At 60.2% G+C, this 15,545-nt stretch carries 15 protein-coding genes; 8 read left to right on the top strand and 7 right to left on the bottom strand.

The window, feature by feature from the left end; translation table 11 throughout:
* Positions 1–157: 157 nt before the first annotated feature.
* The 7 genes from BM321_RS05090 to BM321_RS05060 form a co-directional block, all read right to left on the bottom strand.
* Positions 158–988, bottom strand: a complete 831-nt coding sequence (locus BM321_RS05090) for a phosphodiesterase (protein ID WP_092441746.1) — start codon at positions 986–988, stop codon at positions 158–160.
* A 25-nt stretch (positions 989–1,013) separates the two neighbouring features.
* On the bottom strand, positions 1,014–2,045 hold the full coding sequence (locus tag BM321_RS05085) for an ABC transporter ATP-binding protein (RefSeq protein WP_092441745.1): 1,032 nt from the start codon (positions 2,043–2,045) through the stop codon (positions 1,014–1,016).
* Positions 2,042–2,836: an ABC transporter permease gene (locus BM321_RS05080; protein WP_092326518.1), complete on the bottom strand. Its 795-nt coding sequence runs from the start codon at positions 2,834–2,836 to the stop codon at positions 2,042–2,044. The genes BM321_RS05085 and BM321_RS05080 overlap by 4 nt, the downstream gene beginning before the upstream one ends.
* Positions 2,833–3,687, bottom strand: a complete 855-nt coding sequence (locus BM321_RS05075) for an ABC transporter permease (RefSeq protein ID WP_092165015.1) — start codon at positions 3,685–3,687, stop codon at positions 2,833–2,835. The genes BM321_RS05080 and BM321_RS05075 overlap by 4 nt, the downstream gene beginning before the upstream one ends.
* 15 nt (positions 3,688–3,702) lie before the next feature.
* Positions 3,703–4,707, bottom strand: coding sequence for an ABC transporter substrate-binding protein (locus BM321_RS05070; RefSeq protein WP_092164552.1), 1,005 nt, complete (start codon positions 4,705–4,707; stop codon positions 3,703–3,705).
* Positions 4,691–5,710 (bottom strand): LacI family DNA-binding transcriptional regulator, encoded by a 1,020-nt coding sequence (locus BM321_RS05065; protein WP_092199789.1) that lies wholly within the window; start codon positions 5,708–5,710, stop codon positions 4,691–4,693. The genes BM321_RS05070 and BM321_RS05065 overlap by 17 nt, the downstream gene beginning before the upstream one ends.
* Before the next feature lie 206 nt (positions 5,711–5,916).
* Entirely contained in the window at positions 5,917–6,474 is a 558-nt protein-coding gene (locus tag BM321_RS05060; protein ID WP_092441744.1) for a helix-turn-helix domain-containing protein, read from the bottom strand.
* A gap of 366 nt (positions 6,475–6,840) precedes the next feature.
* Between BM321_RS05060 and BM321_RS05055 the strand changes: the two genes are divergently transcribed.
* From BM321_RS05055 to BM321_RS05020, 8 genes are read left to right on the top strand one after another with little or no spacing between them, the layout of a single operon-like run.
* Complete coding sequence (locus BM321_RS05055) at positions 6,841–7,485, top strand: iron-containing redox enzyme family protein (protein ID WP_256573372.1); 645 nt, start codon at positions 6,841–6,843, stop codon at positions 7,483–7,485.
* A gap of 26 nt (positions 7,486–7,511) precedes the next feature.
* Positions 7,512–8,633 carry a pyridoxal phosphate-dependent aminotransferase gene (locus tag BM321_RS05050; RefSeq protein WP_092441742.1) on the top strand — a complete coding sequence of 374 codons (1,122 nt, stop codon included), beginning with the start codon at positions 7,512–7,514 and terminating at the stop codon, positions 8,631–8,633.
* A 1-nt stretch (position 8,634) separates the two neighbouring features.
* Positions 8,635–9,804: an NAD(P)/FAD-dependent oxidoreductase gene (locus BM321_RS05045; RefSeq protein ID WP_092441741.1), complete on the top strand. Its 1,170-nt coding sequence runs from the start codon at positions 8,635–8,637 to the stop codon at positions 9,802–9,804.
* On the top strand, positions 9,795–10,652 hold the full coding sequence (locus BM321_RS05040) for a TauD/TfdA dioxygenase family protein (RefSeq protein ID WP_092326525.1): 858 nt from the start codon (positions 9,795–9,797) through the stop codon (positions 10,650–10,652). The genes BM321_RS05045 and BM321_RS05040 overlap by 10 nt, the downstream gene beginning before the upstream one ends.
* A gap of 9 nt (positions 10,653–10,661) precedes the next feature.
* Positions 10,662–11,945 carry an ATP-grasp domain-containing protein gene (locus BM321_RS05035; protein ID WP_092441740.1) on the top strand — a complete coding sequence of 428 codons (1,284 nt, stop codon included), beginning with the start codon at positions 10,662–10,664 and terminating at the stop codon, positions 11,943–11,945.
* Positions 11,946–11,991: 46 nt separating this feature from the next.
* Positions 11,992–12,939, top strand: a complete 948-nt coding sequence (locus tag BM321_RS05030; RefSeq protein ID WP_092441739.1) for an EamA family transporter — start codon at positions 11,992–11,994, stop codon at positions 12,937–12,939.
* 22 nt (positions 12,940–12,961) lie between these two features.
* Positions 12,962–14,203, top strand: coding sequence for an acetylornithine deacetylase (argE, locus tag BM321_RS05025; protein WP_175534901.1), 1,242 nt, complete (start codon positions 12,962–12,964; stop codon positions 14,201–14,203).
* On the top strand, positions 14,200–15,525 hold the full coding sequence (locus tag BM321_RS05020) for an MFS transporter (RefSeq protein WP_092326530.1): 1,326 nt from the start codon (positions 14,200–14,202) through the stop codon (positions 15,523–15,525). Before argE ends, BM321_RS05020 begins: the two co-directional genes overlap by 4 nt.
* The last annotated feature ends 20 nt before the right edge of the window (positions 15,526–15,545 follow it).

Raw genomic sequence — 15,545 nt, 5'->3', positions numbered from 1 at the left:
CGGGCATATTGAAAAGGCAGCAGGAAGCCTTCAGCCGATCAGTCGATTGGCCGAGGCGTGAAAAAAAACGTTAAGAAACTTCAATCAATGGAATGGGACAGTGGTTCAAACCTCCGAGGAGCACCTTCAGAACAGCACCATGAAAGTCCTTGGGTTATCAGTCGATCAATCCGTGAGCGTCATAAAAAGGATAGGGGCCGGGATACTCACCCAACACGCCGTTATGGGTCACCAGCCCGTGGGGATGCCAGTGATGCAACAAATACCCGGGCGGCTCCAGATTGAAGTGCGCTGGAGCGGTTTGCTGTAGATCCAACACGATTTGATGGGAGACGCCGGGGCATACACAGCTCAGGCTGCCACCGAAACGCCGCTGCATCGGCCGATGCAAATGCCCGCACAGCAAACGCTCAACCTGTGGGTGGCGGGCGATGACCTGCTCCAATGCCGGCGCGTTGATGAACGGTTCACGGTCCATGTGGCCGATGCCGCTGATAAACGGCGGATGATGCAAAACCAGCAACGTTGGCGCATCGGGGCGGGCGGCCAGCTGTTCATCGAGCCAGCGCAACTGGCTGTCCAGCAAGCGGCCGCCATGGGCACCGGGAATGGTGCTGTCCAGGCCGATCAGGCGCAGCGGATGCACCTCGACGACCCAATCCAAGGGGGTTCCGGCCAGGCTTGGCAAGTAGTCGTGATCGGCAAATGCCGCCCGCAGATGCTCGCGGTTGTCGTGGTTACCGGGCACCAAGTAGCAAGGCATGTGCAGGCGCGCCAATTCGGGGTGCAGCACGGCATATTCGTCAGGGCGACCGAAGTCGACCAGGTCACCACTGATCACCACGACGTCGGGACGCGGCACGCGGGTATTCAAATGATCGATCGCACGACGCAACGCGGCGAGGGTATCGACCACACCATAGGTCAGCTTTCCCCCGGCTTTAAGATGCAAATCGCTGATTTGCGCAACAAGAAACGGACGCTTCAAGACAAACCCTCTGAAAATACGAATGTCACGATGACAGGGTGAACAGCACTTGCGGCTCGACGGCCAAGCCGATCAGGGCACCCGGGGCGTGGATGACGCTGTCGGTGCTGTCTACCAGCAATGGCTGGGTGGCACCGACCTCCACCAACAGGCGGCTTTGGGCACCCTGGAAAAACTGGCCCACCAGGCGCCCGCGCAGATGCCCCTCGCTGTCCATCACCCGCAAATGCTCCGGGCGGCAATAGACGGTGGCAGGCCGGCCAGCCCCCCGCCATGGCAACTCTCCGCCATGGACTTTCAAGCCTTGGGGCGTGTGCTCGAGCACTGGAAAAGCGTTGAGGTTGCCGACGAAACTGGCGACGAACGTGTTGGCCGGGTGTTGGTAGATGTCCCTTGGGCTGGCCAACTGCGCGACACGACCGTGCTCCATGACCAGAATCCGATTGCCCAAGGCCATGGCTTCGCCCTGGTCATGGGTGACGAACACCGCCGTAATGCCCAGATGGCGCAGTAACTGATCCAACTCGCTGCGCAGGCGTTCGCGCAACTGCGCATCCAGTGCCGCCAACGGTTCGTCAAGCAGCAATACCCGAGGCTTGGGCGCCAGGGCGCGGGCGAGGGCGACCCGCTGGCGTTGACCGCCGGACAGCTCGTGGATGCTGCGCTTGCCATGATCCTCAAGCCCCACCAGTTCCAATAACTCCGAGCAACGCTTGTTTCGCTCTGCAGGCTCCATGCCGCGAATTTTCAAGCCATAAACGATGTTGCCGGCCACATCCAGGTTGGGAAACAACGCATAGTTCTGGAACACCATGCCTACGTCGCGTCGTTCGATGGGCAGGCGGGTGACGTCGGTGTCGCCAAAAAACACCTGCCCCGCATCCGGACGCTCAAGACCGGCGATCAGGCGCAAGGTCGTGGTTTTACCGCAACCGGATGGGCCGAGAATCGCCAGGGTTTCCCCGGCATTGATGGTCAGGTCCAGATCATGTACGGCAACGGTGCCGTCCGCGAACGCCTTGCGGCAACCCGCCAGGCGAATGGTGGTTCCGGTCATCGTTTTTCTCCACGGGAAAGGCGGGCGCTGATGGCCTGCAACGCAATTAACAGCGGCACGATCATCAGCAGGAATATGAGGGTGTAGGCGCTGGCCACTTCCAGCCTGGCCGAGGCATAGCTGTCAGCCAGGCCTACCGGCAATGTCTTGGTCATCGGGGTGTGGAGCATCCAGGTCAGGTTGAACTCGCCCAACGACAGCGTGACGACCATCAAGACCCCGGCGAGGATTCCCGCCCGGCAGTTGGGGACCACCACACTGAAGAATCGTCGTAGCGGCCCGGCGCCAAGGCTGGCCGCGGCTTCTTCGAGGACGGGCAGGTGCTGACGTTGCATCACCGCCATCACCGGGCGCACCAGGAACGGCAAGGTGAACAGCACATGGCCGACGAGAATGAACAGCCAACTGCTGCGAAAGTCACCGAATTGCCCATAGGTGAGCAGCAACGCCAGGGCGCTGGCCAAGCCTGGCATCGCCACCGGCAGCACCATCAGTTCCTCGAACGCACGGCTGAAGCGGTTGTTCATCCGTACCAGCGCGTAAGCCGCTGGAACACCCACCACGCAGACGCACAGCGCACAGGCCACGGCCAGTTGCAGGGATAGCCAGACCGTTGGCGAATAGGCCTGCCAGACCTGCTGCAACCAATCGAACGTCAGGCCACTGGCGATGCCCTGGAAATAATTGCGCGTCAGCCCGGCCAGCAGCGACATCAGCACGGGCACCAACATGAATGCGCAGACCAGCAGGGTAAACACCAACTGGCCGATAAACAGTGTTGAGCGCTTCACAAGACGGTCCTCGAATTTTTCGCCAGCCGTCGGGCCAGCAGCAGTACCGCCCAGGTCAGCGCCCCCAACACCACCGACAGCGCAGCGGCTACGGCGAAATTGGCGTAGTTGGTGAACACGTTGTAGATCGCCACCGGGGTCACGTTTAGACGGGTGCCAAGGGTGAAGGCCGTGCCGAACGCCCCCATGGAGGTCGCAAAGCAGATCGCCCCGCACGACACCAATGCCGGTGCCAGGCCGGGGACGATGACATCACAGACCACTCGCCAGTGACCGGCCCCCAGGGATTGAGCGGCTTCTTCCAGGCTGCGATCCAGGCTTTCGCAAGCGGCCATCACCGTGAGGATCACCCGCGGAATCGAAAAGTACAGGTAACCGAGACACAACCCCATCAGCGAGTAGGCGAAGATCCAGCGTTCACCCGCCAGCTCGAGCCCGAGGCTGGCGAACAACCCTTGGCGCCCGGCCAGCAGAATCACCAGGAAACCGACCACCACGCCGGGGAATGCCAACGGGAAGGTCAACAAGGCGACCAGCAGCGAACGGCCGAAGAAGCGTTGGCGGCTGAGAAAAAAGCCACTGATGCCGCCCACCAGGAGTGCCGCGAGGGTCGTCGCCAAGGCCAGCAGGCAGGTCTGAGCCAGACTGCCCAGGTATTGCGCACTGCTCAGTACCTGCCAATAGCCGCTTTCGCCGCCATCGCGATGTTGCCCGCCCAGCACGATCAGGTGCGCCAGCGGCAATAACCAGAATGCGAACAGTACCGCCGCCGCAGGCGCCAGGGCCCAGGCCGCGGTCAGCCGCAAACGCGGCGCCGTGGCCTGGCCCGAAGGGACTCCCCGGGCTTTTATTACCGAGGCGGTCACTTACTTGACCTCTTTCAGATAACGTGCGGAAAAGGCTTCCTGTACCGCCGCCATCTGCTGGTAGTCGACCACGCCGGCCCGTGCGTAATCGCTGTCTGGCAGGAACTGCGCAGCGATGTCGGCAGGCATCTTCGTCGCCCGTACCGGTCGCAAGTAGGCCTTGGCCCAGAGCGCCTGGCCCTGGTCGGACAGGACGAAATCCAGGACCTTCTCGGCATTGGCCCGATGCGGTGCGTTGCCGACGATGCTCATGACGTAGGGCACGCTGATGCTGCCTTCCTTGGGGATCACGAAAGCGACGTTGGCCTTGTCCTTGTAACGTGCCCGATAGGCGTTGAAGTCGTAATCCACCAGAATCGGCAACTCCCCGGACAGCACCCGCGCATAAGCGGTCTGCTTGGGCACGATGGGCGAGTTTTTCGCCAGTTTCTGGAAGTAATCGATCGCTGGCGTGAAGTCGTCGAGGCTGCCGCCCATGGCCTGGTTGATCGCCACCGCGGAAACGTAACCGACAAATGCGCTGGATGGATCAAGGTAACCGACCATGCCTTTGTACTCGGGCTTGAGCAGATCGCCCCAGCTTTGCGGGACAGGCAAGCCACCCAAGGCATCGACGTTGACCATGATGCCCAAGGTGCCGGAGTGAATGGCAAACCAGTGTCCCTGTGGATCTTTCAGGCCTGCCGGAATCTGTTCCCAACCCTTGGGTTGATAGGTGCCGACCACCCCGGCTTTTTGTGCCTGCAAACCGAAGGTCACGCCGTAATACACCACATCCGCCACAGGCGCGGCCTGCTCGGCGACCAGTTGCGCCAGTGCCTGCCCGGAGTTCTTGTTGTCCAGCGGGACCTGCACGCCAGTGGTATCGGCAATGGCCTTGAGCTGTGTGCCCCAGTCGGCCCACTCCGGTGGGCAGTTGTAGCAAATCGCCGTTTCGGCGGCCTGGGCCAGGCTGGCAACGCCGCAAAACAGCAACGTCGCCAGGGTTTTACTGAAGCGGATCATCAAGTGTCTCCTCGTAGGATTGAGTACTTTCGCCCGGCCGGATATGGCAGGGCAGGCAATGGGAAACCGGTGTGGCGCCGGCGATCTGCGCGAGCAATTGATCGATTACGGTACAGGCCAAGGTCTCGATGGGCTGCACCACACTGCACAACGTTGGGTGCATTTGAGTGCCAAGGGCGATGCCATCGAACCCCATGACCGAGAGCTGCTGGGGCACGTGCCAGCCGTTGCGACGCAGTTGCGCGATCAGGCTGATGGCCAACAGATCGTTGGAGCAAACCAGCGCGCTGAGCGCCTGCGGACCTTGCAGGAAGGGGGCGATGGCCGCGAAGTCAGCCTGGGTATGGGCGGGCATTTCAATCACCGGCAGGCTGTCGAGGCCGGCCTCGCCCATGGCGTCGCAATAACCGGCGTAACGCAGGCGAGCACGGTCCGATTGCAGGGCCGGACCGGCAACCATGCCAATGCGCCAATGCCCGGCTTCCAGCAGATAGCGAGTGGCGAGGGCCATGCCGGCGCGGTTGTCCACCGACACGGCGCTGTAGTGCGGATTGCCCGGCTGGTGATAGGCCAGGACAAAAGGTGTGTCCTCGCTGTCCAGGCTTTGCAGCACGCGGTTGCTTTCGGCGTCGGTTACCGTGAGGACCAGGCCATCGACCCGCTGGCGCAACAACTCCTCGACCACCAGGCTTTCGCGCTCGCTGCTGTAGTCGGTCGTCGCCAGGAGCAGGTTGTAGCCGCGCAAACGCGCAGCGCGCTCCATGGCCTGGAATTGTTCGGCGAACACGGGATTGAGCAGATTGGGCACCACCACGCCGATCAGCTTGGTCACTTGCAGGCGCAGCTGACGACCCAGACGATTGGGCCGAAAACCCAACTGGCGGGCGGCGGCGAACACCTGCTCGCGGGTCGCCGGACGCACCACTTCAGGGGAGGCAAAGGTGCGGGCCGCGGTTGCCCGGGAAACCCCTGCCAAACGGGCCACTTCTTTCAAATCAGTCATTGTCACTCGCTTGAGATCGATCTCATTGGCGAGCACAGTACCCAGACGTCATGGCATTTCAGCGACAGTGGGATGACGATTGGATGTCGGTTTGGCGACGGTTGCTCTGGCGACCATCCGGGAGCGCACGTCGTACCTGGTTGAAGGTCGGCGAAATGGACGCTGGCACCAGCCTATGTCGCAGGCGGGTGCCGATGGGACGGTTGTTACTTGCGAATCAGGGCTATGACGTATTCGCACACCTGCGAGGTGGTGTTCTCGAACGTGCAGGCTTCTTCAGGCAGCCCCAATTGCAGGCAGTCGCCTTGCTCCAGGATGTAGGTGGTGGTGCCCTTGGTAAACGTCAGCGTGCCTTGCGTGGCCCACACCTGCTGATGAAGGAACGCGTAGGCCGTGGCGGGGTAGCTGATGCGCACTCCCGGGGGCAGTTGCACGCTGATGAGCTCCAGCGGCCAGCCCTCCCGCGGGGAGACTTGCTGGCGCGCGTAGCCCGTTTCCGGGTCTACCCAGCGCGGCTGCTCCGCCGCCCTTGAAAGAAGTCCCGAGCGTCCCTCGGCTCGATGCAGCAGGGTGGAGAGGGGCAAGCCGAAAGCCCCCGATAACCGGCCCAGGATGGTCGAGGTCGGGCTGACCTGTGCGTTCTCAATTTTGCTGATCATTGCCTTTGATACGCCCGATAACTGGGCAAGCTCGCCGATTGACCATTCTCGCGCCGTTCGTTCGGTTTTGATGGTGAGGGCTATATCGATGGGTTGGTTGTTCACTATAGAAGACTTCCAAATCGGGGTGATTTAATTTGAGCTTAGCGCCCGACATGCATCTTGCTGGTGCAAAAAATAAATAACGCTCTGTTTTTGTGCGCAAAAACCATCTTGATTTATATGGCTTTGATTTTAAATAGAATTAATAACGCCATTTTAATGTTTCAAAATAAATCTATGGTTTGTGCCTTCGTCGATTAAAAGTATCAATTTGTTTGCTTGCGCGGCTTGTTTACTATCTGAAACACGCAGCGACATCCTGTCACTGCTGTCCAAGCTACCTTATCGTATTTGGGGGGATCTATGCCGGCTCAGCAAATGGAACAAGCCTGTCTGACGGGTGAGCAAATCATCCATTCGATTAAAGGAATGATCACGGCTTCGGGGATCAATACCAATGCGTTCTATAAAACCTTTCGACAGGCCCCGCTGCCCAAGGCAACCCTGAAGAAAGTGTTCCAGCAGTACTTTTATTACATTCGGACCTTTCCGCAGATCCTGGCAGGTACTTCGCATCGCACCGACAGCGAAGTGATTCGGATGAAGTTGGCGCGAACGGTTGTATCAGAGCTGGGCGATGGGGCAGGCGAAGCCCACTTCATCATGTTCGAGCGTGTACTGGCCGGCGTCGGCATCACGTTGGATGACTGGAAGAAGGTTGAATACATTCCCGAAGCCAGTGATCTGGTCGATGGCCTGCGTCGAATTTTCCTCGAAGGGTCGACAGAACATGCCATTGGCGCTCATTACGTTATCGAAGAATTCGGCTTTCCGATGATCGCCAACCTGTACGAGGGCTTCCGTCTCTACGACGGTTGGAAACACGAAGACTTCACCTACTTCTATTTGCACATGCTGGTAGAAACCGATCATGTGCAATGGATCAGCGACGCGGTCATGGAGGCCGCCCGGGACACTGACAACGGCAACGACATTCTCGAGGGCGCTGCCGATGTTCTGAACTTGTTGACCCGATTCTGGCAAGGACTCAACCGAGTAGCCACTCACGCCTGACCGGTCATGCAAGGGGGCGGGAAGTCATGGATGATTTGACATTGATTGGTCGCGTGGCGCCCTTCAGGGATGCCAGTGCATATGCCGCATCCTCAGGGGCGTTGAACCTGTCCCAAGGACTTCCTGAACCCTTGTTCGACAATGCCATGAATGCGGCGTTGGCCCGCCAGGTCCGGGCGGGTTGGCAGTATGCCGACCCTCGCGGCGAGATGATCCTGCGCGAAAGCGTTGCGGCCCACATTGCCGGCTACGCGCCCGACAGCGAAGTGCTGGTGACCAGCGGCTGTACCGAAGCCTTGTATTTGGCCCTGTACGCTGCCTCCATGCAGTACGGCAGCAAGGTCGCGTTCTTTGAACCCTTTTATCCCTATTACCCGGGAATGGCCACGTTGCTGGGGGTGGAGTTTGTTGCCGTGCCGTTGTCGGTGGGGGCGTCGATCGGCCCCGATTGGGCAATGCTCGAGCAGCAATTGCGCGCGGGTGTTCGCATACTGCTGCTCAATACGCCCCACAACCCGACAGGGTGGTGCATGTCCGCTGATGATTGGCAGCACATGGTGGCGTTGGCCAAAAACCATGACTTCATGGTGATTGTTGACGAAGCCTATCGTCACTATCAGTACGACACAGACACACCGGTGCCGTACCCCCATCGGCAGATTCCCATGATGGTGGCCGGCAGCGCTTCAAAGTTGTTGTCCATGACAGGCGTCCGGATCGGCTGGTTATGCGCACAAGCCACTTTCATGGAACGAGCGTATGCCCACCACCTCTACCTGAGCTACTGCCAACCCAGCCCCATACAGGCCGCCGTTGCTGTTTTGCTGGATGAGTTGACCGCCGGGCGACTCGATCGCTTGCGTGAGCACTACAAGCACAAACGCGATCACCTGGCAGGTGCACTGATGGCCGCCGGGCTGGATATCCGGTTACCGGCGGGCGGCCATTACATCATGGCCGACTATTCACGGCGGGCGCCTTCATTGTCCGCCGTTGAATTCAGCCAACACCTGGCCGTTCGTTGCGGGGTCATGCCATTGCCTGCGACGCCCTTCTACCTGGGGCAGTGCCCCACCTTTGTCAGGTTCTCTTTCTCGGTAGCCAAACCCATTGTTGATCAAGCTTGTGCCCGCCTGGAGGATTTTTGAAATGGAACAGCATGTGTTCGACGTCATTGTGGTAGGCGGCGGCCCCGCAGGGCTTGGCGAGTGTATCCGGCTGATCGACCTGGGCCTGGAAGTCGCTGTCATCAGCGATGTATTCGGAGGGTGCATGGGCATGATGGGAGACCATCCATTGCAGTCATACTGCAATGAACTGGAGATCGAAGGCGCGCCCCATCCCTTGCACCGTTTCATGCGCAAGCTGTGCGTCAGCCCCACCGGTGAGGAATACGCAGCCTATATCCGTAGCAACTTCGAAGCCTTGCCATTGACCCGGATCCAGCAACGGGTGGTCACCGTCAGCAAGGTCCAGGGGCTGTTCGAGGTGAGCCTGGAGCCGGGCTCCCAGCAGCGTGCCTTGCGTGCGCGGCAGATTATCCTGGCAACCGGGATTCGCCCGAAGGCGCCGCCCTTCGAAATGCCCAGTGTCCGCTGGTTGAATTGCTTTGAAGTCTACCAAATGGTTGCGCGGGGCCAGGGCCACCGTTTTCAGCAGCAGGACGTGGTCATCTTCGGTAGCGGTAACAGTGCGTTTCAAATCGCACTGCTGCTGGCCCCGTTCGCCCGTAATGTGTCGATCCTGATCAAATCCTATCTGGGGCTGTATCCCCAAGAGACCGATGATCGCTTTGCCCTCAGGTCCCTGAGCCAGCGCACGTTGGAAATGATTGCAAAAACGTCGTCCAGTTCCTTCCAAGGGCCGCTCAACAGCATCCACAGCACGGGCCGGGCCAATATCTGGCTGCATGCCTACAACCGCATTCGCCAGGATGGCGACAAGGTCGTGCTGGACGTGCCGGCGTCACTCAACGGCCATTCGCTGCTCCAGGCCTCCTGTCGCAAGGCTCAAGAGGCTGGCCGGTTGGTGGCCGCCCAGACATTCGAGGGGTATGAACTGCACGTGGAGGTGTCGGCGAAGGACCAATGCCTGGTTTCGGCCATCGGCGTCATCGCACAACTCCCCGTCACTGACTGGCCACAACTGCTCAACCAGCAAACCGGCTTTACCTGCCACCGGGACGGGAAAAGTCCTGTGGCAGGCTTGTATTTCGCCGGGGCTGCCTCAGGTTATGCGTCGATCAACACGATGGTGCCCGCCGCGGCAGAAATGAGTGCCGCCACATCGCTGCAAGAAGGGCTGCGGTCATGGGCGTGAGCGTGTTCCAGCCGCTGCGCCTGACGCTGGGCGATGTGCTCGGGCAGTCGGCAGCCGAGCTCAAGCAGGCCATCGCACAAGCCAAGGTGCTGGTCATCGCCAACCAGGATGTCAGCGTTGCCCCCTATGTGCAGTTGATGCGCAGGCTGGGCTCGCCTGTCCATCATGTGTTGGCCAAGTACTGTCTCGAGGATTATCGCGAAGTGCTGACCGTGACCAATCTCCATCGGGACGGCCAGGCCTTGGGCGTGCATGAAGGAGGAGGGTATTGGCACACTGACATGTCGTACAAATCGGCGAACACGGTGTTTACGTCGCTGCTGTCGGTGCGTGTACCGGACCGACACGGCGAGACGCAGTTCATCGACTGTGTCGCGGGCCTGCATCAGGTTCGCCGGTGGCTGGAAAGTCCTGCCTGCCCGCCGCACCTGAAGAATCTTGACCTGGAAAACCTGCGGATTCACCACCGCTTTGGTAATCGTGACGCGTTGCGCAATGCCGACGCCGCGGTGCAACCGCTCAATTCCCAGGAGGCGGGCGCACTGGAAAACACCGTGGTTCACCCCTTGGTGTACAAACACCCGCTCGCTTGCACGGCGTCGCTGTATGCACCGGCTGCCACGGCCATGCAGATAGAAGGGGTAGCGCCTGCACTGTCCCATCGGATTCTCGACAGCCTGGTGGACTTCCTTGTCCGGCACGCGCCGCGCTATCGGCATGCCTACCGCCCAGGCGACATCGTGATCTGGGACAACCTCTCAACGCTGCATAAAGGTCCGCCAATACCCAAAAGTGAAGGGGGCGCCGATGCGCGCCTTCTCTATCGCATGAACGTCGACTTCCAGTGAGGCATTACCATGATCAAGACCATCGTTTTCCTGACGCCCCATTACCTCAACTTCGCCTCCGAGAAGGCGTTGCAGACGCTGGGGCGAGATTGCCGGACCGTGCTGATCGCCTATCATGCCGACGTCCTGCCACCCGTGCTCGAGCGCAATGTCTCGCAGATTGTGCGCGTCGATGCCGACCTGCAGCGCAACATCCGCCCGCTGCTGGATCATGACCAATGTCGCAACATCATCAGCGATGAGCTGCGGGCCGTGCAGGGCAATACATCGTCGTTGCGTATTTTCTGCCAGGAAGAATGCCACGTTGAGCTGGCGGCTCAGTTGCGCGAGGAGTTCGGATTAGAGGGCGATACACAGGCGATCGTGGCGAATTTTCGCGACAAAGTGCTGATGAAACATGCCGTCAGCCAAAAGGGGATACGCATTCCCGACTTTGCGCCACTGGATCACGTACGGCTATCGGCTGAACCGCAGGCTTACTATGCCGAGCTGGCGGCGCGACTGGGCTTGCCCCTGGTCCTCAAGCCGGTGAACGCAGCGGGCAGTTTCGAGGTGTCGATCATTCGCAACGAGGCCGAATTCCTCAAGGCCCGCGAACAAGTGTTGGCCTCACCCTATCATTTCGATTACGAGGTGGACGAGTTCATCGACGGCGCCATGTTCCAATGCGACTCGTTTGTAGTCGACGGCCAAATCCGTTATTGCGGCGTCCTGGAGCTGGGCTGCACCAACTTCGACTTTGTCCAGGGCAAACCCTTGAGTGTGATTCCCGTCGCCGACCCCACGCTCAAGGCGACCCTGGAAGCATTCAACCGGGATGTGATTGCGGCCCTGAACTTTCGCAACGGTTCGACGCACCACGAGGTCTTCGTGGACCGCAAGCGCGGTTATCCGGTGTTCCTGGAAATTGCTGCACGCGTACCGGGTGGCATCGGGGTGCCTTACCACGAGAAAAACAGCGACATCAACCTGATCGACGCCAATCTCTATCTCATAGCCGGCGCCGCAGCGCTCGATGACATCAAGCCCAACGAGAAAAACAACGTGGTGTCCGCCTTGTTGCCCTTGCGCAAAGGCCGGATCAGCCAGCTCAACGAGCCTCCCATCTCAAGTACCTACACCATCGACTGGCGGGTCGCACCCGGAATGACGGTGGATTCCCGGTCCCTGGCCGATACCGCGGGCATCCTGACTTTGTACAACACCGATCCAAAGGTACTTCGCGCCGACTTCGAGGCCTTGCAGCACTACGTACCGACCCAGGTGGAAGTGCTGGAGCCGGGAACCGCTTGATCGATCAGGTGGCGCGGCAAGCACAGGTTTTTCTCAAGGAGCAGGCATGAAGACAGGAATACTCGGTGCCGTCAGCATGGCGGTCTACTGCATCTCGACGGCGCTTTCGGCCGTCTGGGTCATGGTGGCGTTTACCCGTATCAGTGGGGCGGCGTTGACATTCATTACCTTCCTGATGGCCTGGGCGGTATTTTTCCTGGTGCATACCTTGCGTGGTCATGATCCGTTTCGCCTGCTGCGCGAGGAATGGCGCGGCGTGTTGCTGCTCAATGTCCTGACGCTGTTCAGTTGGTGGCTGATGTTCATGGCGTTGCAGCGCATCGAGGCTTCGGTGGAGTCGGCCATCTATCAGGGCTGGATGCCGTTGGTGGTGGTGGTCTGTGAAAGGCTGGTGGCGCGGTCCTCGGTCAGTCGATCGCGGTGGCTGGGCGCGCTGCTGATCCTGTTGTCGCTGATGGCGCTGGTCCTTATGCGTCTGGCGCTTGGCGTCACGGCCCAGGTAAGCCTGGTCAACTTGCATGAGGGCATTGCCCTGGCCACCGTCGCCGGGATCACCGGCGGGATCTATGTGTTCTGCTCGGCTCGGCTGAACCGCGACAGCAAATACAGCGCCATGGATATCCTGTGCGTCAGGTTCTTCCTGCTCTTGATTGTCACGGGGTGGGTCGGCCGGGAAAACTTGCACCAGTTGCTCACGCTGGATACCGCCATGCTCGTCCAATTGATCAAGCTGGCGTTCGTCAGCGTGCTGATTCCGGTGTTCACCCTGCAATTTGCCATTCAGCACCTGGGAGGCGGGCGGGTATCCATTCTCACGCCTTGCGTGCCGGTCATTGCCCTGGCCGCCGAGTTCGTGCTCTCCACCTGGCATAGCCCTTGGGTACCTGTCCTGGTGACGGTGGTGTGCGTGGCGGTGTTGTTGTCAAACGTCTGGTTTTCGCGAGACAGACACGTTGTTCGCTCAGGGCCCATGCCTGTTGCCCTTCAAAAATAGATTCTGTTTGCTGGAGCATCCGATGACTCTTTCCTTGGCCTATGCGCAGGGGGCGGCAGACGCTTGCCCGAATGACGGCCGCAGCGTGCTGGCACGCACGTTGGAAATCGCACGTACCTTGATCGGTTTCCCTTCGGTCAGCGACCGCTCCAATCTGGACCTTATCGAGTGGGTGAGTGGCTACCTGCATGGCATCGGGGTACAGGCCCAGATCCTACCGGATGCCTCCGGGCGCAAGGCGAACCTCTTTGCCAGCCTTGGGCCGCCGCGCCCTGGAGGCATCATCCTGTCCGGGCATACCGACGTTGTGCCTGTCGCTGGCCAGACTTGGACGCAAGATCCGTTCAGTGCCCACCTGGTTCAGGATCGGCTGTACGGTCGCGGCAGTTCGGACATGAAGGGGTTCATCGCTGTGGTACTGGCGATGGTTCCGGAGCTGATGGCGTCTACACGGCAAAGCTTTCACCTGGCCTTGTCCTATGACGAGGAGGTGGGCGCGATGGGGGCGAAACATCTGGCCCCCTTTATCACCCAGGCACAGTTGGAACCCGCCGGTTGCATTATCGGCGAGCCAACTTCAATGGTGTTGGTAATCGGCCACAAAGGGCGTCATGAAATCAATTGCTGTGTCCATGGCAAGGTGGCGCACTCATCGTTACCGGGCGAGGGGGTCAACGCCATCGACTACGCCGCGCGGGTACAAATGCAGCTTCAGCAAGTGGCCAGGCGGCTTTCACAGGGGCCGTTGGACCACGGGTTTGATGTGCCGTACACCACCGTTCAGGTTTGCCGGGTCAATGGCGGTGTCGCTGGCAATGTCATTCCCGGTCAATGCAGCTTTGACTTCGAGATTCGCTACCTGCCCGGGTGCGATGCCGAGCAACTGCTGGTACAGATCGAGGACGATGCCAAGCAGGCCATGCACAGTGAGATGAATGATCGTGCCGCGGTCGCGTCCATCGAGTTCTCCCACACGCTGCATACCCCGGGTTTGGATGAGAGGGGCAATCAGGCATTCGCACAGTGGGTCCGCGAGGCCAGCTCAATGGTCCATGGCCGACAGCGAGTGGCTTACAGCACGGAGGCCGGATTGTTCCAGGCCGCAGGGATCCCCACGATCGTCTGCGGCCCAGGGAGCATCAAGCAAGCGCACAAGGCGAACGAGTATGTGGACCTGGCTCAGCTCGAGGCGTGTGAACAGTTCCTGCGTCGCCTGGCACGTTGTGAATCATTGCCTCCGCTTCCCGCCGGGGGTGAGCAATGAACACCACCGCCCTGGATCGCCAGGGTCGCGGGCGAGAACGCAGAAAACTGGTGCTGGCGGTGAGCGTAGGTGCCGCATTGGAATGGTTCGACTTCACCCTGTTTGCGATCTTCGCCTTGCAGATTGCCGCAGCGTTTTTCCCGGCATCCGACCCATTGATGTCGTTGCTCGCCTCTTACCTAGCGCTCGCCGTCGGCTTCGTGGCCCGACCGTTGGGCGCGTTGCTGATGGGGCGCTATGCCGATCGCCAGGGGCGCAAGGCGGCGCTGACCCTGTCCATCATGCTGATGGGCGCAGGGACCCTGATCATCGCCGTATGCCCGACCTACGAGGCCATCGGTTGGTGGGCACCGTTGAGCATTGTCGTCGCGCGCATATTGCAGGGGGTCGCAGCGGGGGGAGAGATCGGCGGCGCGCTGGCCTACCTTGTCGAGACGGCCCCTGCGGACCGTCGCGCACTGTTTGCGTCCAGTCAACAAGTAGCGCAAGCCGGATCATTCCTGCTATGTGGGTTAAGTGCGAGTCTATTGTCGAGCGCGCTGACGCCAGCCCAGTTGGATGAGTGGGGTTGGCGCGTGCCCTATTTCTTCGGACTGCTGGTCGTGGTGGCGGGCCTGAAAATTCGCCGCAGTCTCGAGGAAAGCGAACCGCTGCGCCGCTTTCTCGATAATCAAGATAAGCAAGCGATGGCAGGGAAGGGGCCTAGCCTTCGCCCCTATCTGCCCAGCCTCGTGATGGGGGTGTTGATCGTCGTTCTCTGGACGGTCGCGACTCAATTGATCAATTTCATGCCGACCTATGCGTCGATGGTCCTTGAGCTTCCACGCAACAAGGCATACCTGGGTTTGGTACTGGTCGGTCTCATCACGCTGCTGTGCCCCTTGACCGCACTGCTGTCGGACCGTATCGGGCGCTACACCGTCATGCTCATCGGTGCCGTGGGGGTCGCGCTCTGTGCTTACCCGGGGTTCGTATGGCTGAACAACAGCCCCAGTCTCCAGACATTGATCAGCTTCCAGTGCGGGCTGGCAGTGTTGATGGTGCTTTACACCGGACCGGCTTCGGCGGCATTGGCAGAGCTGTTTCCGGTGCAAGTCAGGGCCCTGGGGGTCTCGTTGGCCTACGCGTTGTCGGTGACCCTCTTCGGCAGCGCCACGCCTTCGCTGATTACCCTGATCTACCGCCAGAGCGGGGATGCTCTGGCGGCGGCTCATTGGCTGTTCGCGGCGGCTTGCCTGAGTGCGATTCCACTGGTCTGGGTAAGCCTGTCGAAATACCGGGCAAGCGCCACCCCGGCGCTGACTGCAGAGCATGAGACTTGAGCGACGTTGATTCACGCTCC

This window comes from Pseudomonas sp. NFIX10 (assembly GCF_900111955.1).
GTDB classification, from domain to species: Bacteria; Pseudomonadota; Gammaproteobacteria; order Pseudomonadales; family Pseudomonadaceae; genus Aquipseudomonas; species Aquipseudomonas fluorescens_AA.
Note: the sequence above shows the minus strand (reverse complement) of the source record. Positions and strands in the feature narration are given on the sequence as shown.